Source organism: Delftia sp. 60, from assembly GCF_002754395.1.
GTDB lineage: Bacteria > Pseudomonadota > Gammaproteobacteria > Burkholderiales > Burkholderiaceae_C > Comamonas > Comamonas acidovorans.
Genome location: NZ_PEFD01000001.1, coordinates 3374396 through 3395416, shown reverse-complemented (window position 1 = coordinate 3395416; position 21021 = coordinate 3374396). Strand labels below are relative to the sequence as shown.

The 21021-nt window shown below is 66.5% G+C and carries 16 protein-coding genes and 2 pseudogenes; 9 read left to right on the top strand and 9 right to left on the bottom strand.

The genetic code is table 11. The annotated features are described in order from the left end of the window. Position 1 precedes the first annotated feature (1 nt). The 6 genes and pseudogenes from CLV01_RS15350 to CLV01_RS15325 all read right to left on the bottom strand — a co-directional run bounded on the left by CLV01_RS15350 (position 2) and on the right by CLV01_RS15325 (position 9263). Positions 2-955: a branched-chain amino acid ABC transporter permease gene (locus CLV01_RS15350; protein ID WP_013802772.1), complete on the bottom strand. Its 954-nt coding sequence runs from the start codon at positions 953-955 to the stop codon at positions 2-4. A gap of 52 nt (positions 956-1007) precedes the next feature. Beyond that, positions 1008-2243 carry a branched-chain amino acid ABC transporter substrate-binding protein gene (locus CLV01_RS15345; protein WP_012205146.1) on the bottom strand — a complete coding sequence of 412 codons (1236 nt, stop codon included), beginning with the start codon at positions 2241-2243 and terminating at the stop codon, positions 1008-1010. A 241-nt stretch (positions 2244-2484) separates the two neighbouring features. Next, a complete protein-coding gene (locus tag CLV01_RS15340) occupies positions 2485-3720 on the bottom strand; it encodes a branched-chain amino acid ABC transporter substrate-binding protein (protein ID WP_013802774.1) in 1236 nt (411 codons plus the stop codon). A 169-nt stretch (positions 3721-3889) separates the two neighbouring features. After that, on the bottom strand, positions 3890-5527 hold the full coding sequence (locus CLV01_RS15335; RefSeq protein ID WP_099733912.1) for a 3-(methylthio)propionyl-CoA ligase: 1638 nt from the start codon (positions 5525-5527) through the stop codon (positions 3890-3892). A gap of 111 nt (positions 5528-5638) precedes the next feature. Further along, positions 5639-7473 (bottom strand): annotated as a pseudogene (locus CLV01_RS15330) (CocE/NonD family hydrolase). Between the two features lie 78 nt (positions 7474-7551). Beyond that, positions 7552-9263: pseudogene (locus CLV01_RS15325) on the bottom strand (carboxylesterase/lipase family protein). A 190-nt stretch (positions 9264-9453) separates the two neighbouring features. Between CLV01_RS15325 and CLV01_RS15320 the strand changes: the two are divergent. The 6 genes from CLV01_RS15320 (at position 9454) to CLV01_RS15295 (ending at position 14359) form a co-directional block, all read left to right on the top strand. Next, positions 9454-10470, top strand: a complete 1017-nt coding sequence (locus CLV01_RS15320) for an AraC family transcriptional regulator (RefSeq protein ID WP_012205141.1) — start codon at positions 9454-9456, stop codon at positions 10468-10470. A gap of 69 nt (positions 10471-10539) precedes the next feature. Then, the gene (locus tag CLV01_RS15315) at positions 10540-12078 is read left to right on the top strand and encodes a protein adenylyltransferase SelO (RefSeq protein WP_099733914.1); all 1539 of its coding nucleotides are present in this window, start codon (positions 10540-10542) and stop codon (positions 12076-12078) included. Further along, positions 12075-12488, top strand: a complete 414-nt coding sequence (msrB, locus tag CLV01_RS15310; protein WP_012205139.1) for a peptide-methionine (R)-S-oxide reductase MsrB — start codon at positions 12075-12077, stop codon at positions 12486-12488. The genes CLV01_RS15315 and msrB overlap by 4 nt, the downstream gene beginning before the upstream one ends. A gap of 126 nt (positions 12489-12614) precedes the next feature. Then, positions 12615-13214 (top strand): septation protein A, encoded by a 600-nt coding sequence (locus CLV01_RS15305; protein WP_043822747.1) that lies wholly within the window; start codon positions 12615-12617, stop codon positions 13212-13214. Then, complete coding sequence (locus CLV01_RS15300; RefSeq protein WP_013802780.1) at positions 13211-13492, top strand: BolA family protein; 282 nt, start codon at positions 13211-13213, stop codon at positions 13490-13492. Before CLV01_RS15305 ends, CLV01_RS15300 begins: the two co-directional genes overlap by 4 nt. Before the next feature lie 81 nt (positions 13493-13573). Next, positions 13574-14359, top strand: a complete 786-nt coding sequence (locus tag CLV01_RS15295; RefSeq protein WP_012205136.1) for a foldase protein PrsA — start codon at positions 13574-13576, stop codon at positions 14357-14359. Positions 14360-14534: 175 nt separating this feature from the next. Here the strand turns inward: CLV01_RS15295 and CLV01_RS15290 are convergent, their stop codons facing one another. Beyond that, positions 14535-16736 carry a TonB-dependent receptor gene (locus CLV01_RS15290; RefSeq protein WP_099733915.1) on the bottom strand — a complete coding sequence of 734 codons (2202 nt, stop codon included), beginning with the start codon at positions 16734-16736 and terminating at the stop codon, positions 14535-14537. Positions 16737-16851: 115 nt separating this feature from the next. After that, a complete protein-coding gene (locus CLV01_RS15285; RefSeq protein WP_099733916.1) occupies positions 16852-17616 on the bottom strand; it encodes an ankyrin repeat domain-containing protein in 765 nt (254 codons plus the stop codon). A 201-nt stretch (positions 17617-17817) separates the two neighbouring features. Here CLV01_RS15285 and CLV01_RS15280 point away from each other — a divergent pair, with 201 nt between their 5' ends. Beyond that, entirely contained in the window at positions 17818-18294 is a 477-nt protein-coding gene (locus tag CLV01_RS15280; RefSeq protein ID WP_034392657.1) for an SH3 domain-containing protein, read from the top strand. A 33-nt stretch (positions 18295-18327) separates the two neighbouring features. Here the strand turns inward: CLV01_RS15280 and thiD are convergent, their stop codons facing one another. After that, the gene (gene thiD / locus CLV01_RS15275) at positions 18328-19209 is read right to left on the bottom strand and encodes a bifunctional hydroxymethylpyrimidine kinase/phosphomethylpyrimidine kinase (protein WP_043822751.1); all 882 of its coding nucleotides are present in this window, start codon (positions 19207-19209) and stop codon (positions 18328-18330) included. A 354-nt stretch (positions 19210-19563) separates the two neighbouring features. Between thiD and CLV01_RS15270 the strand changes: the two genes are divergently transcribed. Both CLV01_RS15270 and thiS read left to right on the top strand, forming a co-directional pair. Then, positions 19564-20682, top strand: a complete 1119-nt coding sequence (locus CLV01_RS15270; RefSeq protein WP_099735137.1) for an FAD-dependent oxidoreductase — start codon at positions 19564-19566, stop codon at positions 20680-20682. A gap of 119 nt (positions 20683-20801) precedes the next feature. Next, positions 20802-20999 carry a sulfur carrier protein ThiS gene (gene thiS, locus CLV01_RS15265; protein WP_012205130.1) on the top strand — a complete coding sequence of 66 codons (198 nt, stop codon included), beginning with the start codon at positions 20802-20804 and terminating at the stop codon, positions 20997-20999. Positions 21000-21021: the final 22 nt, after the last annotated feature.

The following is a 21021-nucleotide window of genomic DNA, read 5'->3' as shown; positions in this document are numbered from 1 at the left end:
GTCAATCTCCCCGCGTGCCCAGGAGGCCCTTGGGCCGGAAGATGAGGATCAGCACCAGGAACAGGTAGGGCAGGATGGGCGCGACCTGGGAGATGGTGAGCTTGAGCAGCGGCCAGCCAAAGGTCTGCTCGCCGACCGGGCTGCCCAGCGAGGTCAGCAGGCTGGCCAGCGACCAGTCTATGGCCACGGCAAAGGTCTGCACGACGCCGATCAGCAGCGAGGCCACGAAGGCCCCCGCCAGCGAGCCCATGCCGCCGACCACCACCACCACGAAGATGATGGAGCCGACCGACATGGCCATGGCCGGCTCGGTCACATAGGTGTTGCCGCCGATGACGCCGGCCAGCCCCGCCAGCGCGCAGCCGCCGCCGAACACCATCATGAACACGCGCGGCACGTTGTGGCCCAGCGCCTCCACCATCTCGGGGTTCTTGAGCGCGGCCTGGATGACCAGGCCGATGCGCGTGCGCGTCAGCAGCAGCCAGACGGCCACCAGCATCAGCAGCGCCAGCAGCATCACGAAGGAGCGCGAGCGCGGGAACTGCGTGCCGTACAGCGTGAACAACGGACCCTGCAGCGCGGGCGGCAGGCCGTAGGGCACGGTGCCCCGGCCCCAGACCAGCTGCACCACCTCGAGGATGAGATAGGACAGGCCGAAGGTCACGAGCAGTTCGGGCACATGGCCGTACTTGTGCACGCGGCGCAGGCTGTAGCGCTCGAACATGGCGCCCAGCGCGCCCACCAGCAGGGGCGCGACGAACAATGCGCCCCAGAAGCCGATGATGCCGCTGAGCGTGTAGCCGAAGTACGCGCCCAGCATGTAGAAGCTGGTGTGGGCGAAGTTGAGCACGCCCATCATGCTGAAGATCAGCGTCAGCCCCGAGCTGAGCATGAACAGCAGCAGTCCATAGCTCACGCCGTTGAGCAGCGATATGGTGAAGAACTCAAGCGTCATCGAAAGGCCTTGGTCTCGGTGCGTTGGGGACAGGAAGCGGTGCGGGCCGCTCTCAGGACGGGCGCTTCATCTGGCAGGAAGTGGGCGTGCTGGCCACGTAGGGCTCGTAGTACTTCACCGGGGCGAAGGTGTAGCCCGTGTTCTCTGCGTCATACGGGTTCTTGCCGCCGGCCTTTTCCCAGCGCGTGATGTACAGGCCCTGCTGCAGCTGGTGGTCGGTCTTGCGCATCTCCACTTCGCCGTTGAAGCTCTTGAGCTTCATGCCCTCCAGCGCGGCCGCCACCTTCACGGGGTCGGTGCCGCCGGTCTTGACGAAGGCCGCATCCAGCAGCGCGAACACGTGGTAGATCGAGCTTTGCGTGAGGTCGTCGTTCATCTTCTTCTTGAACTCGGCCATCAGCGGCTGGATGGGGCCGCCCATGTTGTAGTGGCCATAGCCCACGGTGTAGACCTTGCCGTCGGAGGCCGCGCCCATGGCCGTGGGCGAGCCCGAGCCGAAGGCGTAGTAGGTGTAGAACTTGACGTTGTTCAGGCCCGCGTCGTTGGCGGCCTTGAGCAGCAGCGACAGGTCCGAGCCCCAGTTGCCTGTGATCACCGTGTCGGCGCCCGATTGCTTGATCTTGGCGATGTAGGGCGCGAAGTCGCGCACCTGGGCCAGGGGCGCGAAGTCGTCGCCCACCACCTGCACATCAGGCCGCTTGGCCTTGAGCATTTCCTTGGCGTACTTGGAGACCTGCTGGCCGTGCGAGTAGTTCTGGTTGATCAGGTAGACCTTCTTGACCTCGGGCACGTCCTTCATATAGGTCGTCAGCGCTTCCATCTTCATGGAGGTGTCCGCATCCAGGCGGAAGTGCCAGTAGCTGCACTTGCTGTTGGTCAGGTCCGGGTCCACCGCCGCATAGTTGAGGTAGACGACCTCCTTGCCCTTGTTGCGCGCGTTGTGCTTTTCCAGCGCATCCATGATAGCCAGGGCCGGGCCCGAGCCGTTGCCCTGCACCACGTAGCGTGCGCCCTGGTCCATGGCCGAACGCAGCACGGCCGTGGTCTCCTGCGGGCTGAGCTTGTTGTCCAGCGGGATGATCTCGAACTTCACGCCCGAGGCATTTTTCCTGTTGAACTCCTCGGCCATCAGCTGGAAGGTCTTGAGCTGGTTCGTGCCCACGGCGGCCATCAGACCCGACAGAGGATCGATCCAGCCGATCTTCACCGTCTCGCCCTTTTGCGCCCAGGCGCCCGATGCACAGGCCAGCATGGCCGAGGCGGCCACCGAATGCACGATCCACTTCATTTTTCTGTCTCCTTTTTCCGGTTGATTCGGATATCTGTATTGGCGCCAGACTAACGCCTGAATGACAATTTCCCTCTGGGGAATGCCTTAGAAACTATCGCGCATGCGACTTGGCTGCGGCCCTGGACACATTGGCGACAGATCGCCATCGATCAGGCCAGAAAACCGTGTTTTGCCTGATTTCGGGCAAAAAAAGGGGCGCCTCGCGCCCCTTTGCGAAGTTCACTGGCCGGTCAGGCGATCAGGAAGGCCGTTTCATCTCGCATGAAGTCGGCGTGCTGGCCACATAGGGCTCGTAGTACTTCACGGGAACGAAGGTGTAGCCGGTGTTCTCCGAATCCATCGGGTACTTGCCGCCGGCCTTTTCCCAGCGTGCGATGAACAGGCCCTGCTGCAGCTGGTGATCGCTCTTGCGCATCTCCACTTCGCCGTTGAGGCTGTTGAACTTCATGCCCTCCATGGTGGCCGCCACCTTGGCCGGGTCCGTGGTCTTGGCGCGCAGGAAGGCCTGGTCCAGCATGGTCAGGCCCGAGTACAGCGAGCCCGTGTACATGTCGTCGTTGAACTTGGCCTTGTAGCCCTTGGTGATGCGGTCCAGCGGGCCGGGCAGGTTCATGTGGCCGTAGCCCACCATGTAGACCTTGTCGGCGGCGGCCGCGCCCATGGCCGTGGGCGCGCCGGTGGCGATGGCGTAGTAGGTGTAGAACTTGACGTTGTTCAGGCCCGCGTCGCTGGCGGCCTTGATCAGCAGCGCCAGGTCCGAGCCCCAGTTGCCCGTGATCACCGAGTCGGCACCCGACTGCTTGATCTTGGCGATGTAGGGTGCGAAGTCGCGCACCTGGGCCAGCGGCGAGAAGTCGTCGCCCACGATCTCCACATCGGGGCGCTTGCGCTTGAGCATCTCCTTGGCGTACTTGGAGACCTGCTGGCCGTGCGAGTAGTTCTGGTTGATCAGGTAGACCTTCTTGACCTCGGGCACGTCCTTCATGTACGTAGTCAAGGCCTCCATCTTCATGGAGGTGTCGGCATCCAGGCGGAAGTGCCAGTAGCTGCACTTGCTGTTGGTCAGGTCCGGATCCACGGCCGCGTAGTTGAGGTAGACGACTTCCTTGCCCTTGTTGCGCGCGTTGTGCTTTTCCAGCGCATCCATGATGGCCAGGGCCGGGCCCGAGCCGTTGCCCTGGAAGACGTAGCGCACGCCCTGGTCCATGGCCGAGCGCAGGGCCGCCGTGGTTTCCTGCGGGCTGAGCTTGTTGTCGATGCCGATGATTTCGAACTTCACGCCCGAGGCCGTGCCCTTGTTGAGCTCCTCGGCGATGTACTGCAGGCTCTTGAGCTGGTTGGACCCCAGCGCGGCCATGAGGCCGGACAGCGGGTCGATCCACGCAACCTTCACCGTCTCGCCCTTCTGGGCCATGGCGCCCGTGGCGCAAGCCAGGGCCAGGGATGCCGTCAATGCCTTGATCGCAAACTTCATGAAGCGTCTCCTCTTGTGGTGGTTTCTGGGCGAGGCCCAGGGTAATGGCCCCTGTGCCCTGCCCTGATCGGTGATTGCCCCTAGCGGCTATCGCCGACGAGACTCGGACCGGCCGCCCCGGCCAGGACATGCCCCCGCATGCCCTGGCCCGGTGGCCGCCCGCAACGGCTCAAAGCCCCGGCAGCCGGTAGCCGGCCAGCTGCTCGCGCAGCCGGGTCTTGAGCATTTTTCCGGTGGCGCCCAGCGGGATGGCATCGACGAAGACCACGTCGTCGGGGATCTGCCACTTGGCGGTCTTGCCCTCGTAGAACTTGAGCAGTTCCTCGCGCGTGACCTGGGCGCCGGGCTTCTTCGCCACGGCGACGATGGGGCGCTCGTCCCACTTGGGATGCGGCATGCCGATGCAGGCGGCCATGGCCACGGCCGGATGGGCCATGGCGATGTTCTCGATGTCGATGGAGCTGATCCACTCGCCGCCGGACTTGATCACGTCCTTGCTGCGGTCGGTGATCTGCATGAAGCCGTCCGGGTCGATGGTGGCCACGTCGCCCGTGGGGAACCAGCCGCGGCCCTGCGCATCCTTGACCAGCGGGCTCTCGCCCTTGAAGTAGCTGTCCACGATCCAGGGGCCGCGCACCAGCAGGTCGCCATAGCTCTTGCCGTCCCAGGGCTGGTCGGTGCCGTCGCTATCGACGATGCGCATGTCCACGCCGTAGATGGCGCGGCCCTGCTTTTGCAGGATCTTCATCTGCTCGTCCTTGGGCAGCTGCAGCTGCTTGTTCTTGAGCGTGCACAGCGTGCCCAGCGGGCTCATCTCGGTCATTCCCCAGGCATGCAGCACCTCCACGCCGAACTCGTCCTGGAAGGCCGTGATCATGGCCGGCGGGCAGGCGGAGCCGCCGATCACCGTGCGCTTGAGCGTGGAAAACCGCAGGCCGCCCGGCCTGATGTGGCCCAGCAGCATCTGCCAGACCGTGGGCACGCCGGCCGCGTAGGTGACGCCTTCGGCCTCGATCAGCTCGTACAGCGACTTGCCGTCCAGCGCCGGGCCCGGGAACACCAGCTTGCAGCCCGTGAGCGCGGCCGAGTAGGGAATGCCCCAGGCGTTGACGTGGAACATGGGCACGACGGGCAGCACCGAGTCGCGCGCCGATATGCACATCACATCGGGCAGCGCGGCCGCGTAGGCGTGCAGCGTGGTGGAGCGGTGGCTGTACAGCACGGCCTTCGGGTTGCCCGTGGTGCCGCTGGTGTAGCACATGCTGGAGGCCGTGTTCTCGTCGAATTCGGGCCACTGGTACTGGTCGGGCTGGCCGCCAATCCAGTCCTCGTAGCTGACCAGGCCCGGAATGCCGCTGTCGGCGGGCAGGCGGTCCGCATCGCACAGCGCCACCCACTGGCGCACCGTGGGGCACTTGGCATGCACGGCCTGGATGATGGGAAGGAAGGTCAGGTCAAAGCACATGACGCGGTCTTCCGCGTGGTTGATGATCCACGCCACCTGGTCGGGGTGCAGGCGAGGATTGACCGTGTGCAGCACGCGGCCCGAGCCGCTGACGCCGAAGTACATCTCCATGTGGCGGTAGCCGTTCCAGGCCAGCGAGGCCACGCGGTCGCCGGGCTGCAGGCCCAGGCCGTCCAGCGTGTTCGCCAGCTGGCGCGAACGCCGTGCCAGGTCGCGGTACGTATAGCGATGGATATCGCCCTCCACCCTGCGCGAGACGATCTCCGCATCGCCATGGTGGCGGTCGGCGAAGTCGATCAGCGACGAGATCAACAGTGGTTGGCTTTGCATCAGACCCAGCATCTATAGGCTCCTAAGGTGATTGAACTTCGTGAACGTCGTGAACTGCGGACCGCGGATTCGCGCAAGGCCAAGGCCCTGGTGCGCGATGCCGCTGCCCGCATGGAGGGTGGCTCAGGCCGGCGCCCTGGGGCCGATCCCGGCAGGGACAGGCGCATCGTTTTTCCGGCATGGTTGACGCATTGTCTTGTCGCAACTCGGCAGCGTCTTCGCATGCTCGTATGGGATATACCCTAGGACGATGCTGGAGGCATGCGCCGCGTCATGCCACAGCGTGTTCGTGGACGGCGTCTTGTCGTTGCCGAAGATCCAGTATCCGGTCTGCGATGGCGAATCCACTGTCACGCGAATGCTTGAACCGGCGCGGAACACATGCGCGAATTTCTGGATCTCCACCCGCATCAACTGGGGCTGGCCGGCGACCAGTGGCACATCCTTGTCCCGTGTGTAGGCACCCCAGGGACGCAGCGCCGTGGATCGGCTCTCATCGAGCGCACGCTTGGACGCACGCAGCCAGCCGCGCTGCACGAACATCTCCTGCCCGTCCGGCCGCACCTCGGACACGGTGACCTGGATGTCGGTATTGGCGGCCGTGGCGCTGAGCCACAGGTCGGCCGAGCCTTCGCCATAGAAGCTCAGGTCCTGCGGCAGGGCCGCCGTGGTGAAGACCAGTTGGCCATCCTTTTCCGACGCGGGCACGGCGGGCCAGCCTTCGGCCGCCGGGTTGTTCACCTGCGGACTCAGGGCCGGATAGCGGTAGCTGGACGAAGCCGTGCCTGAGGCGGGTGCGCTGTCGCCCAGCGCCTGGCCGGGCTGCATCCACAGGCGCAGGGGCTTGACCTGGACAGGCAGCCGGTCAAACCGTGCCTCGCCCGTGGGCATGAGCTTGGCGCCGCCATTGAGGGCCTTGGCGTCCGTGGTCTGCATCTCCTGCAGCAGGCGCACGCGCGGCTCCTTGTCGAAGCCGTTGTCCTCGCCCTTGACGAAGCGCGCCAGGAAGCGCTTCAGCGTCTGGTCGATATGGTCCGAGGTGATGTTCGTGTGGTGGTCGCCGTTGGAGCTGACCAGCCACATCCTGTCGGGCGCAATGGTGTCCTCGTAGTAGCCCGAGCGCGGGCCGATCTGCTCGTCCTGCCAGGACTGCGTGCCCAGCGTGGGGATATTGATCTTGCCGCTTTGCAGCATGGCGCTGCGCTCCAGGTACAGGCCATCGGCATAGGGGTTGTCCAGCCACTTGATCAGGTCCAGCTCGGGCCGCTTGATCTTCTCGATGTTGTCGGCCACGGTCTTGGCGCATTCCGTGTCGCCACCGTTCTTCACCGCCAGGTCGGCGGCCGTGCGCCAGATGCGCGGGAAGCCGTTCCACCACTGCGCCGGAAAGCCGATGTTGGCAATGCCGCCCGGATAGCCCACGTCTCGGTAGGGATCGCCCACATTCTTGCTGGGCGTGATCGCCAGCAGCCCCTTGGGCCGGTGCGCAGCCACCCACAGCTGGTTGTAGCCCGAGTACGAGTAGCCGATCATGCCGATGCGGCCATTGGACCAGGCCTGCCGCCCGGCCCATTCGATGGCAAAGGCCCCAGCCGCACCTACGCTGGCGTCAAACACCTTGTCATCCCCCGTGGAGCAGCCCGTGCCCGGCACGTTCAGCCCCATGACCGCATAGCCTTCCTTGGTCCAGGGACTGCTGATGTTGGGGTACGAGCCCGAGATATAGCCGTCGTACTCGACCAGCAGCGGAAACGGGCCCTGCCCCTCGGGCAGCAGCAGCGAGTAGCGCATCTTGCTGCCGTCCGGCAGGGTGATATAGCCCGATTGCTGGCCCGGCCCCATGGGCGCGGGCATGCCCGACGATCCCCTCCGCAGGCGGCCAGGCCCACGGCGGCGGCGGCAATGGCCCCCGCCAGCGGCCAGCGCCAGGCATGTGTGAAAACGGTCTTGACTGTCATGGGTACTTGTCTCCTTCGTTGTTGTTGGCTATCTCGTGGGGCTTGCCGCGGCAAGCCCCTGCTCGCTCATCTACTCGCTCACTGCAGCCGGATGCTGGTCGCGCCCGGCTCGGCGTCGAAGATCAGGCTGGACGGCCAGGGCTTCCATGTCTGGCCCAGGGCCGCGTTCTGCGGATTGCCCGTCTGCATGAAGGCCTTGAGGCTGGCCATCATGGCGTTCGACAGCGCCAGCCGGCCCGGGGCATTCGCCGTGCTGTTGGTCACGCGGGAGAACACGGACGGCCCGAAGTTGCCGAAGAGAAAAGGCAGATCGAAGGCATGGGCCGCGCCGTAGACCGTGTTCCAGGGCGCGGGCTGGCGTGCCCAGTCGAAGCGGTAGCTCCAGACCTCGGCCTGCCGGGTGCGCAGCGTGTTGAGCAACTGGTCGCGGCTGGGGTCGGCGAACAGATGGGTCAGTTGCGCCATGCGGGCGTTGTAGCCGGTGACCGGCGTATCGACGGGCAGGTAGGCGGCATCGATGATGTCGGCCAGGCCCGGCGCGTTGGGCGACTGCGCATCGAAGGACTGCATCATGCGAAAGCGCGCCGCATCATCGATCCTGAAGCCCGGCTTGCCGCCCAGCGCCGCCAGCAGGGGCGCGAACAGCTTGCCCTCCTCGGCCGTGTAGCCGGCCATCACGGGCATGCGGTTGTATTGGCCCGCAGCCAGCGCGGCCATGGGATCGGTGGGCAGCAGCAGGCCGTCGGGAATCGGTCCCGCGCCCGTCAGGCCCTTGGCCACCAGGGTCTGCAGCAGCACGCGCGCATCCTTGCCGCGCAGGTAGGCCGCAATCTGCGCCGGTGTCCAGCCGGCAGCCACCGTGGCCGCAGCCGCCACATCGGCAGCCAGCCCATCGGCCACCATCAGATGGGCCAGCAGCAGCGCGGACTGGGTGGCGTAGGCCGAAGCCGGCTTGAGCGTGGCCAGCACGCCGGCCGGCAGGTTGGATGGAAGCGACAGCCCGCCGCTGATGGGCACCAGCCTGTGGAACAGGCCGCGCGCCGACTCGGCCGCCAGCAGCGCCAGCACATTGGTGGCACCTGCCGACTGGCCCATGAGCGTGACATTGCCCGGATCGCCGCCAAAGCCCGCGATATTGCGCTGCACAAAGCGCAGCGCCTGCAGGTTGTCCAGCAGCGCGAAGTTGCCCGTGGCCGGCGCGCCGGCCTGCATCTGCGGCATGTGCATGTAGCCCAGGATGTCCAGCCGGTAGTTGGCCGTCACCACCACGGCATTGGCGGCGCGCGCCAGGGCCGCGCCGTCATACAGCGGATCGGCCGTATAGCCCGAGATGGCGCTGCCGCCGTGGATGAACACCAGCACCGGCAGCTTCTCGGCACCGCTGGCCGGGCGCCAGATGTTGAGCGTCAGGCAGTCCTCGCTGCCCACGGGCTGGCCCAGGGTGGAGGCAATGGTGTCGTCGAAGCGGTTGTTGGCTCCCGGGCCGTACATGCGCCCGATCTGCAGGCAGGCATTGCCGAACTGGCGCGCCTCGCGCACGCCTTCCCAGGCCTTGGGCTCGGCCGGCGGCTGCCAGCGCAGCGCGCCCACGGGCGCCTGGGCAAAGGGCACACCCTTCCAGTAATAGGTGCCCGTGGCGGCGCCGTCGTCCACGCCGCGCAAGGGCCGTAGGCCGTCTCGCGCAGTTCGGGACCTCCGCCGCCCGAGCCGCCGCAGGCCGCGAGCCACAAAGCCATTGAAGCCACGGCCAGGCGTATGCCGCCAGCCATCCACCGCTGTCCTGTGCGCATGCTTGTCTCCTGAATGGTTTTTGGGGTTTCCCGTATGGGCCGCGCCGGGCCCATGGGTCACACTGCGCAGTCGTTCGCCGCGCTGCAAAAATTCTAGGAACAGCGCGGCAAAACGCCGCTATCGCAACCACGCCAAAACAGTGACTTCAGAACGCAAACAGCGCCCCGAATGGCCCAGGAAAACCCGGTCATGACAACGCAGCGCAGCAGCTCCGCCGCCTGGGTGCGCGGCATCCTGGACATGATGGCCACCGAAGGGCTGGCCCCGCAAAGCCTGTGCGCCGCAGCCGATATCGACCTTGCCGCACTGCAGCATTCGCAGGCCCGTACCGATGTGGACCGCGTGAGCCGGCTCTGGGAGCTGGCCGTGGCCCAGTCCGCCAATCCCACGCTGGGGCTGGACCGGCAACTGGCCGCGCGCCACGGCAACATCGATCTGGTCGGCTACTCGCTGGCTTCGGGCCCGCACCTGCTGGCCGGCTTCCGCGACCTGGAACGCCACATGGCCGTGATCTCGGACGCAACGTCCTTCACGCTGGAGCGCGATGCGCGCGGCTACTGGTTGTCCATACATCACATCGGCGCCACACGGCCCGTGCCGCGCCAGCGCGTGGAATTCGCCGTGCTCACGCTGCTGGTGCTGTGCAACTGGCTGACGCGGCGCGATGTCCGGCCGCTGGCCGTGGAATTCATGGCCGAGGCGCCCGCCCCCTCACACGAGGCCGCCTACCGCGCGGCCTTCGGCCTGCTGCCGCGCTTCGGCGAGGACGCGAACCGCTTCCTGCTGTCCGAGGCCGACCTGCTCGCCCCCATTCCCACACACAACCCCGAACTGCTGGCACTGCACGAAAAGCTGGTCGAAACCGAACTCGACCACCTGGGCCAGGCCGGCGTGGGCGCGCGCGTGCGCCACGAGATCGCGCGCCTGCTGCCCCAGGGCGAGCCGCGCCGCGAAGACGTGGCCAGCCTGCTGGGCCTGACCGACCGCACCTTGCAGCGCCGCCTGCAGGCCGAAGACACCAGCTACCAGCAACTGCTGGACGAAACCCGGCGCGAGCTGGCCCTGCAGTACCTGGGCGAGCCGCGCCGCAGCCTGGCCGAGGTGGCCGACCTGCTGGGCTTTGTGGACCAGAGCAACCTCTTTCGCGCCTGCCGCCGCTGGTTTGGCATGCCGCCGGGCCAGTACCGGCAGCAACTGCGTGCGTGAATGAATGGGGTGAATGCGCGCATGAACCTTGCGCCCCACGGGGCATAGGCGCTGGGGGACAATTCCCGCATGAACCTGCATGCTGCCGCCGAAGGCCAGGCTCCGGCGACCTCCCCACGCCCTCCCATCTCCTGGCAAGACGGCTTCGCCGCCCTGGGCCCGGACTTCTTTACCCATCTGCGCCCCACGCCGCTGCCCGAGCCGCACTGGATTGCCACCAGCACCGGCACCGCCGAGCTGCTGGGCCTGGACCCGCAGTGGCTGGCCTCCGATGAGGCCCTGCAGGCGCTCACCGGCAATGCCGTGCTGCCCGGCAGCCATCCGCTGGCCAGCGTCTACAGCGGCCACCAGTTCGGCGTCTGGGCCGGCCAGCTTGGCGACGGCCGTGCCATCTTGCTGGGTGAGACCGCCTCGGGCCACGAGATTCAGCTCAAGGGCGCGGGCCGCACGCCCTACTCGCGCATGGGCGACGGGCGCGCCGTGCTGCGCTCGTCCATCCGCGAGTTCCTGTGCAGCGAGGCCATGCACGCCCTGGGCATTCCCACCACGCGCGCGCTGAGCCTCACCGGATCGCCCGCCCCCATTCGCCGCGAAGAGATCGAGACCGCCGCCGTGGTGGCACGCGTGGCGCCCAGCTTCATACGCTTCGGCCACTTCGAGCACTTTGCGGCGCGCGACCAGATAGCGCCTCTGCGCCAGCTGGCCGACTACGTGATCGACCGCTACTACCCCGAATGCCGCACGGCCGAGGCACTGGCCGGCAACGCCTACGCCAACTTCCTGCAGGCCGTGAGCGAGCGCACGGCGCGGCTGCTGGCGCACTGGCAGGCCGTGGGCTTTTGCCATGGCGTGATGAACACCGACAACATGAGCGTCCTGGGCCTGACCATCGACTACGGGCCCTTCCAGTTCCTCGATGCCTTCAACCCCGGCCACATCTGCAACCACAGTGACACCCAGGGCCGCTACGCCTTCAACCGCCAGCCCCAGGTGGCCTACTGGAACCTGTACTGCCTGGGCCAGGCCCTGCTGCCGCTGATCGGCCAAGAGGAACTGACCATTGCAGCGCTGGAGTCATACAAGCAGGTGTTTCCGCAGGCCTATGGCACCCTCATGCTGCGCAAGCTGGGCCTGCCCGAAGATGCGCCAGGTATGCCGCCCGCCGAGGGGCGCTTTGCCGCCCTGGTGAACCCGCTGCTGCAGCTCATGGCCGACAACGCGGTGGACTACACCATCTTCTTCAGCCGCCTGACCGATGCGGTGGTTGCAGGTGCCGGTGCCGGCACGGACCTCGACCTCGAGCCCGTGCGCGACCTGGTGCTGGACCGCGAGGCCTTCGACCGCTGGGCAGCCCTGTACGCACGGCACCTGGCAGGCACGGATGCCGCGGCGGCCGCCGCTTTGATGCAAGAATCGAATCCGCGCTTCGTGCTGCGCAACCACCTGGGCGAGATGACCATCCGCGCCGCAAAGGCCGGTGACTTCGCTCCCGTGCGCCAATTGCTGGCCGTGCTGCAGACTCCGTTCGACCCCCACGCCGAGCATGCCGAATGGGCAGGCTTCCCGCCCGACTGGGCTTCCTCCATCGAGATCAGCTGTTCATCATGAGCTTTCCCATCCACAAGACCGAACAGGAATGGCAGGCCGAGCTGCAGGCCAAGGGCGCCGAACCTGCCGCCTTCCAGGTGACACGCCATGCAGCCACCGAGCGCCCGTTCACCGGCCGCTATGAGCAGTTCTGGGCCGATGGCAGCTACCACTGCATCTGCTGCGGCAGCAAGCTGTTCGACTCCGACACCAAGTTCGACGCCGGCTGCGGCTGGCCCAGCTTCGACCGCGCCATCCCCGGCGCCATCACCGAAATCGTGGACCGCAGCCACGGCATGGTGCGCACCGAAACCGTCTGCAGCCAGTGCGGCGCCCACCTGGGGCATGTGTTCCCCGACGGCCCCTCCGACACAGGACTGCGCTACTGCATGAATTCCGCATCGCTGGAATTCGAGCCGCCCAAGGCCTAGGCTCCAGGCACGCAAAAACCCCAGGCCACGCGGCCCTGCACCGATGCCGGGCCGCGCCGGCTGCGCCACAATGCGCCTGCCAAGCTCAGGCCCCATGCCTGACTCCAAGCCCATCGAAACCTTCCAATGAAGTTACTGATCGACTTTTTCCCCATCATCCTGTTCTTCGTCGCCTTCAAGGTCTGGGGCATCTACACGGCAACGGCCGTGGCCATCGTCGCCACCATTGCCCAGATCGCCTATCTGCGCGTGCGCCACGGCAAGGTCGAGCCCATGCAATGGGTGAGCCTGGGCGTGATCGTGCTGTTCGGCGGCGCCACCTTGCTGGCCCACAACGACACCTTCATCAAGTGGAAGCCCACCGTGCTGTACTGGCTCATGGGCAGCGCCCTGTTGATAGGCCAGCTGGTGTTCCGCAAGAACCTGCTGCGCTCGGTCATGGGCGCGCAGCTGCAACTGCCGGACGACGCATGGCGCACCCTGAACTGGAGCTGGGCGGCGTTCTTCGCGGTCATGGGCGCGCTCAACCTGGTCATCGCCTACCGCTTCGACACCGACACCTGGGTCAACTTCAAGCTGTTCGGCGGAATGGGGCTGATGCTGGTCTTCGTGATCGGCCAGGCCATCTACATGAGCCGCTTCATGCAGGAAGACAAGGGCGAGGCAGCAGCCGCCACGCCCGACGCCCTGCCCCCGTCTGGCGTGCAGCAGGACAAGCAGCCATGAGCGCGCCCGCCCATCCGCTGCCCATCACCGCCGAAGCCATGCAGGCCGTGCTGCGCGAGCGCCTCGCCCCCGATCACCTGGAAGTGATCGACGAGAGCCACCAGCACGCCGGCCATGTGGGCGCCAACGGCACCGGCTTCGGCACGCATTTCCGCGTGCGCATTGCGTCACCTTTGTTTCAAGGCAAGCCACGCGTGGCACGCCATCGCCTTGTGTATGATGCGCTGCAAGAATTCATTGACCAGGGCGCACACGCCATCGCCATCGAGGTTCTTTGAACTTTTACAGGCTCCGACGATTCGGAGCCTGTTGCGTATCCGCGCTATAGAATCAATTTTTCCTTCATATCTGGAATTCGCATGAAAAAACAGCTTCTGACCAGCCTGGTGACTGCCGCCGTGCTGAGCACCGCGGCCCTGTCCGCCTCGGCCCAGAACATCGCCGTCGTCAACGGCAAGGCTGTGCCCAAGGCACGCGCCGAAGCGCTCAAGCAACAGATCGAGCAAAGCGGCCGCCCCGTGACGCCCGAGCTGGAAGGGCAGATCAAGGAAGAAGTCATCGCCCGCGAGATCTTCATGCAGGAAGCCAACAAGCGCAGCCTGGCCAACAGCGAAGCCTACAAGCAGCAGATGGAACTGGCCCGCCAGACCATCCTGATCCGCGCGCTGTTCGAGGACTTCCAGAAGAAGAACCCCGTGACCGACGCCGAAGCCAAGGCCGAGTACGACAAGGCCGTCGCTGCCAACAGCGGCAAGGAATACAAGGCCAGCCACATCCTGGTCGAGTCGGAAGACCGCGCCAAGGCCATCATTGCCGAGATCAAGGCCGGCAAGAAGTTTGAAGACATCGCCAAGAAGGAGTCCAAGGACCCCGGATCCGGCGCCCGTGGCGGTGACCTCGACTGGGCCAACCCCGGCAACTACGTGCCCGAGTTCTCCGAAGCCCTGATCAAGCTCGAAAAGGGTGGCATGACCCAGGAGCCGGTCAAGACCCAGTTCGGCTACCACATCATCCGCCTGGACGACGCACGTCAGGCCGAACTGCCCAAGTTCGAGGAAGTCAAGCCCCAGATCGTGCAGCAGCTGCAACAGCAAAAGCTGGCGCAATTCCAGGAATCGCTGCGCGAAAAGGCCAAGATCCAGTAAGATGCGTACGAGTCGGCGGTTTTTGCCGCCGGCCTGACCATCACCAGCCCGCCTTGTGCGGGCTCTTTTTTTGTCCGACGACTCCATCAAAAACAAAAGCTGCCCTCTGGGGCAGCTTGCACGCATTGTTGCCTGCGGCCGACTCTGAGCGTCGGGCCCCAGGCAATCCGGCACTTCAGAACTGATAGGTTGCCGTTACCCTGGCCGTGCGGCCTTCGCCGTATTCAACGGCCGAGGAGCGCGACTGCTCGCCCAGGCGCTGGCGCACGCCGGCCACATAGGCCTTGTTGCCGATGTTTTCGAGATTGAGCCTGAGCTTCCATTGCCGGTTGAGTTCATAGCCGACCATGGCGCTGTGCACCCAATAGGCAGAGAGTTTCCCATCGCCTGCCGAGGTGACATTGCGCGTGCCCACGAAGCGCACCCCATAGCCCACCGTCCAGCCTTGGGGCAATGCATAGGTGGTCCACAGGTTCAGCGAATGGCGGGGCGTATTGCCCAGCGCCTGGCCCACACGCGCAGGCTCGTTCAATGACTTGAGGGTCTTGCTGGCCATGAAGGTGTAGTTGGCGAAGACATCCCATTGCGGCATCACCTTGCCTGCGGCACCGAGCTCCAGCCCGCGCACGCGCTGCTCTCCGGCCAGCAGATAGCTGCCATCGGCCATCTGCTCGCGGGCATTGGTCTTGTCCACCTGGAACAGGGCGCCGGTCAGCGCCAACTGGCGGTCCAGCACATCCCACTTGGTTCCCAGTTCCAGGCTGGTGTTCTTCTCGGGTGCCAGCGAGGCCGTGGCCGCATCCAGGCCCGAGCCCGTGGAGACAAGGAATTCGGCGGAAGGGTTGAAGGCCGTGCCGTAGGCCAGGTAGATGCGGCCGTTGTCGGCGGGCTTGAAGCTCAGGGCCGTGCGGCCGCTGAGCCGGCCGGCGGAGCTGTCCACCGAGGTGCGCACGCCAGCGGCCGTTGTGGCGTTGGAGCGCCCGTCGATCCAGTCATAGCGCAGGCCCAGGTTCAGATCCCAGCGCGGACCCAGCGCAATGGAGTCGGTGGCATACAGCGCGCGGGTGTCCAGGCTGGTTTCGTTCCTTCCGCTGTTTTGCAAGTCCGTCGTGCCCGTCCAGTATCCGGGCGGACGGGCCAGCGGATAGCCGCCCGCCGGGAACTGCCGGTTGATGTTGTAGGAAGAGGTGGTGCGGTCATAGGTCTCGCGCGCGATCTCGAAGCCCGTGATCAGCGTATGCCCCAGCACGCCTGTGTCGAAGCGCTGTGTCAGGTTGGTCTGGTTGATCCACAGGGTGGTGGCCGCATCGCGGCCATAGGCCTGGGGCCCTGCGGGCCGGTAGTAGCCAGGCTGCATGCCCCGGAGATCGACATGCGAGGCAGAGATCACGGTATCGCGGCTCAGCCGCGAGTAGCGCGAGAGGTTCTGCAGCTTGGCGCCCGAGGCGAAGTCATGCTCAATCTTCGCGGTCAGGGCATCCTGGCTGATCTTTTCCCGGTCAAGGTTGCGCCAGCCGAAATAGGCATTGCGCGAGACGCCATCGAGCATCTTGCCACGAAAGGCCGGCACGCCGAAGTCGGGAAGATTGTCATCGTTCTGGTGGAAGAAGCTGAGAGTCACGCGCGTGGGCGAATTCAATCCCAGAGCCAGCGAGGGCGCCACACCCCAGCGCCGCTTGAAGATGGTGTCGCGCCCGGCCACGTCGCTGTCATGGCCCATGAGGTTCAGGCGCATGGCGGCCTTGCCGCCAGCCAGCACCCGGTTGGTGTCGAGCGTGAGGCGCCGGTAGCTGGCCGTGCCCAGGCCCGCGTCGGCCTCGGTGAAGTCATGGGCCTTGGGCTGCTTGCTGATCATGTTGATGCTGCCGCCCGAGGTGCCTGCCCCGCCGAAGACCGAGTTCGGGCCCTTGATGACTTCGACAGACTCCGTGTTGAAGAGGTCGCTGCGGTTGTTCTGCCCACTGTCGCGCAGCCCGTCGATCTGCAGGTTGGCGTTGGCGCTGAAGCCGCGGATGTTGATGCTGTCGCCCGAGCCCGCACCGCCCTCGCCCGCATTGAAGGTGATGCCCGACACATTGGACAGCGCCTGCTGCAGGCTCAGGGCGTTCTGTTCCTGGAGCACCTGCCCCGGTACCACCGTAATGGTCTGGGGCACGTCCAGCAGCGGCTTGGCGTACTTGACCGAGTCGGATGCCTCGGTGCGCGAGCCGGTGGTGCGCGGTCCCGAAACGGTGACCGGCGCCAGCTGGACCTGGCGATCCTCAGGGGGCACAGCCTGCGCGTATGCGGGTGTGACCAGCGCCGCAGCGAAGACCGAATAAAGGCATGACTGGGGGCCGGAGACGAAAGGTCGGGAACGGCAATCTGAAGTGCGCATGGCAAGGGCCTTTGTTGAAAATGGAAATCATTTGCAACAAGACCTTTCCATAGCAATCAGATCCGTCTGATTCCGGTGTTCAGACCTCGATTTCAGTCGTTTTCGCTTGCGTCGATCAGCGCGCTCCCGCCTCCTGCAGCAGCCGCTCCACCTCATGCTGGCTGCGCTGGCGGGCGTGGGCCAGGGCCGTGACGCCGTCCTTGTCGGGCAGGCTGAGGTCCGCCTTCGCCGTGATCAGCTGGCGCACGATGTCCTGGTAGCGCGGGCCACCATCGCCCAGCAAAACGGCTTCGAGCAGGCAGGTCCAGCCCAGCCGGTTCACATGGTCGGCCCGTACACCGGCAGCCAGCAAGGCCTGCACGGTATCGACGTGGCCGCGCTCGCAGGCGGGGATCAGCGCCGTGCCGCCATAGCGGTTGACGCTTTGCAGGTCCGCACCATAGGACAGTGTCATGCGCAGGATTTCCAGCCGGCCCAGGGCACCGGCCAGCAGATAGGCGCTGTCCTGCAGGTCGTTCTTGAGATTGGGATTGGCCCCGTGGACCAGCAAGGAGCGTGCGACCTCGACATGGTTGCCGCGCACGGCCAGCAGCAGCGGCGTGTTGCCCTGCGGATCACGCACATCCACCGGCGCGCCGCGCTTGAGCCAGTCGCGCACCTGCAGCGCTTCGCCCGCCTGGGCGGCCGCCAGCAGCGCGGGGCCGAATTCGGGGCGGTTCACCACACCCTCCTGCGCCTTGGCCGCGTCGCGGCCCTCGGCGGCTGCGGCAACGGCCTGGGCCTCCTGCGCCTGGGCATCCGCCAGTCCTGCCGCAAGGCAGGCCGTCAGAATCGCCGCGTGCCGGCCCTGCGCGCCGGATCGGGAAACAGCATGGTGCATACAAGCCCTCCTGGAAAACACTGTGGTGCGGCAAGCGTACGGCAAGCCCGGGCGATTGCAGGCGAACCCGGGGTACCGCCCGTCAGTTTCATTCAGGAACTATAGCGGCATCGCCTGATCCCACGCGCTTTCCCTGGGCTCGGCCCGCGCTGGAAAGTCTCCGCGCGCCAGCCGACCTCGAACGAAAGGAGACCCGTTCCCGTGCCTTGCAATCAACGCCGTGCCGCCCGCTGGCTGGCCGCAGCCGCCACCGCCCTCGCCGTCCTCACCACCACCCTGGCTCCGGCCGTCGCCCATGCGCGCGAGTTCGTCAGCGTCAAGGGCGCCAGCGTCAATGTGCGGCAGCAGCCCACCACGCGCTCGGCCACGCTGTGGGAACTGGGCAAGGGCTATCCGCTGCAGGTGGTGCAGCGCAAGGGCCAGTGGCTGCGCGTCAGGGACAACGAGAGCACGCTGGGCTGGGTGCATGCGCCGCTGACCGGCAAGACCCCGCACATGGTGGTGACCGGGCGCACCGCCAACCTGCGCGCCGGCCCGGGCCAGAACCATCGCGTGGTGGGCAAGCTGGCTGAAATGGAAGTGGTGCGCACGCTCAGGAAACAGGGCTCCTGGGCCCAGGTCCAGCGCGACAACGGCCAAAAGGGCTGGGTGGCGCGCAGCCTGACCTGGGGCTGGTGACGTGGGCTGATTACCTGGACGTCTGGCTGACGTTCAGCCGTTGACCACGACCTGCGCGCGCGGCGCATAGCCGTGGTTCAGCGGGCCATGGCCGGCGCCCGTGAACACATCGGCGCCGGCCGCAATCGCGCCCAGGATGTAATCGCGCGCCTGGGCCACGGCCGCCTCCAGCGGCAGGCCCAGCGCCAGGTGAGAGGCAATCGCCGAAGACAGCGTGCAGCCCGTGCCGTGCCCGTTGTGCGTGGCAATGCGCTGCGACTGCAGGCGCAGCCGCTGGCCGTTGCCATGGCCCAGCAGGTCCACCACCAGATCGCCCGACAAGTGCCCGCCCTTGAGCAAGGCGGCAGGCGCGCCCAGCGCCAGGAGTTCCTGCACAGCGCCGTCCAGTGCGTCTATGCCCTCAATGGAGTGGCCCAGCAGCAGCGCGGCCTCGTCCAGATTGGGCGTGACCACGGTGGCCAGGGGGAACAGTTCGCGCACCAGCACGGAGGCGGTTTCCGGGGCAATCAGCCGGTCGCCGCTGGTGGCCACCATCACGGGGTCCAGCACCACGTTGCGCAGCTGGTGGCGGCGGATGGCATCGGCCACCACCTGCACCACCTCGGGCGTGGCCAGCATGCCGATCTTGACGGCGTCGGCGCCGATGTCCTCGACCACCGCATCGATCTGGCCGCGCAGTATGTCCACGGGAATGCCGTGGATGCCGCTGACGCCCAGCGTGTTCTGCACGGTGATGGCCGTGATGGCCGTCATGCCGTAGCAGCCCAGGGCGCTGCAGGTCTTGAGGTCGGCCTGTATGCCGGCGCCGCCGCCGCTGTCGGAGCCCGCGATGATGAGCACGCGGGCATAGCGCTTGCGCGCGGCGGGAGCCGGTTCGGGGGATGCGGCGGTCGAAGGGGAGTGGTCGGCAGTCATGGGCGAAAATTATCACCCATGCGCATGGTCAATACCGGCAGCTGCGGGATGTGCTGTAATGCCTGCTGACGGACGAAACAGGGGTGTCCCGTCGGTGAAACAGGGCCTGGCCCGCCTCACCGATGCGTGACTGAGAAACACCCTGGGGCCCCGGGGCGACCAGCCCCCTGCCGCACAAGCCTGCACCACAGGCACCTTGCCGCGCAGCGCCCCTGCACCCGATCCAGGTCATGCTGGCGTGGGGAGTTTCAATCAATCGGGGTGGTACGCCGCGTTTTGTCCAGCACATGCCCTGTGCGCGGACAGCCGGCCGGCAGTCCCACGGGCATGGGCGCACTTGACCACCAGATGCACATGTCCGTTCTACAAGCTTCTTCCCGCATCGCCATTCTGGGCGGCGGCCTCATGGGCCGGCTGCTGGCATTGGCGCTGGCCCGTCGCGGCCACGGCATTGCCGTATACGACGCCCACGGCCCCGAAGGCGATGGCGCCGCGGCCCGCGTGGCAGCCGCCATGCTCGCGCCCCTGGCCGAATCGGCCATCACCGAGCCCGGCGTGGTGCGCATGGGCCAGCACGGCCTGACGCGCTGGCCCGAACTGCTGGCCCAGCTCGATGCGCCCGTGTTCTTCCAGCAAAACGGCACCCTCATCCTCTGGCACCGCCAGGACGCGGGCGATGCCCAGCGCTTCTTCGGCCTGCTGGAGAAAAACCGCCGCATCAACCCCAGCCTTCCCGCGCTGCAGCCGCTGGCCGACCAGGCCCTGCACGACTGCGAGCCCGCGCTTGAGCGGCGCTTTGCCCAGGCCATGTACCTGCAGGGCGAGGGCCAATTGGACAACCGCCAGCTGCTGGCCGCACTCCACGCCACGCTGACCCGCCTGGGCGTGGAGCAGCACTGGAACCAGCCGCGCGAGCTGGCCGACTTCCAACCCGGCACGCCGGGCCAGCCCGACTGGGTGCTGGACTGCCGGGGCCTGGGCGCACGCGGCCAGTGGCCTGCGCTGCGCGGCGTGCGCGGCGAGGTGGTGCGCATCCACGCGCCCGAGGTCACGCTGCAGCGGCCCACGCGCCTGATCCATCCGCGCTACCCGATCTACATTGCGCCCAAGGAGGACCACCTCTTCGTCATCGGCGCCACCGAGATCGAGTCCGACGACATGTCGCCGGCCAGCGTGCGCTCCACGCTGGAGCTGCTGAGCGCCGCCTACACCGTGCATCCGGGTTTTGCCGAGGGCCGCATCGTCGAGATAGCCACCCAGTGCCGCCCCACCCTGCCCGACAATCTGCCGGCCGTGCGCTGGAGCGCGCCGCGCGTGATGGAGGTCAACGGCCTGTACCGCCATGGCTTCATGATCGCGCCGGCCATGCTGGACGTGGTGCTGCAGCTGCTCGACAGCGGCGATTCCGAACTGGCCCGCCGCTTCGATGTCGCCGTCGAGAATGCGCCATCGCAGCACAAGGCAGCCGCCTGAACGGCACGCACGGCACTTTCACGCACAACAGACCGGACATGCATGCAGGGTCGCCAGGCCCGGCCCTGCCTAAGATCGAACAAGCCCCCGTACCCGCCTTTCGTTTCCCCCCAGCCGCCATGAACATCACCATCAACCAGCAAGCGACCGAACTGAGCGACGGAGCCACCGTGGCCGACGCGCTGGCCCAGCTTGCGCCGCGCCCGCCCTTTGCCGTGGCCATCAATACCGTCTTCGTACCCAAGGCCCGCTATGCCGAGCAGGCGCTGAACGACGGCGACCGCCTCGAAGTGATCTCGCCGGTGACCGGCGGCTGATGCCCCATCCGACTCTCCCATT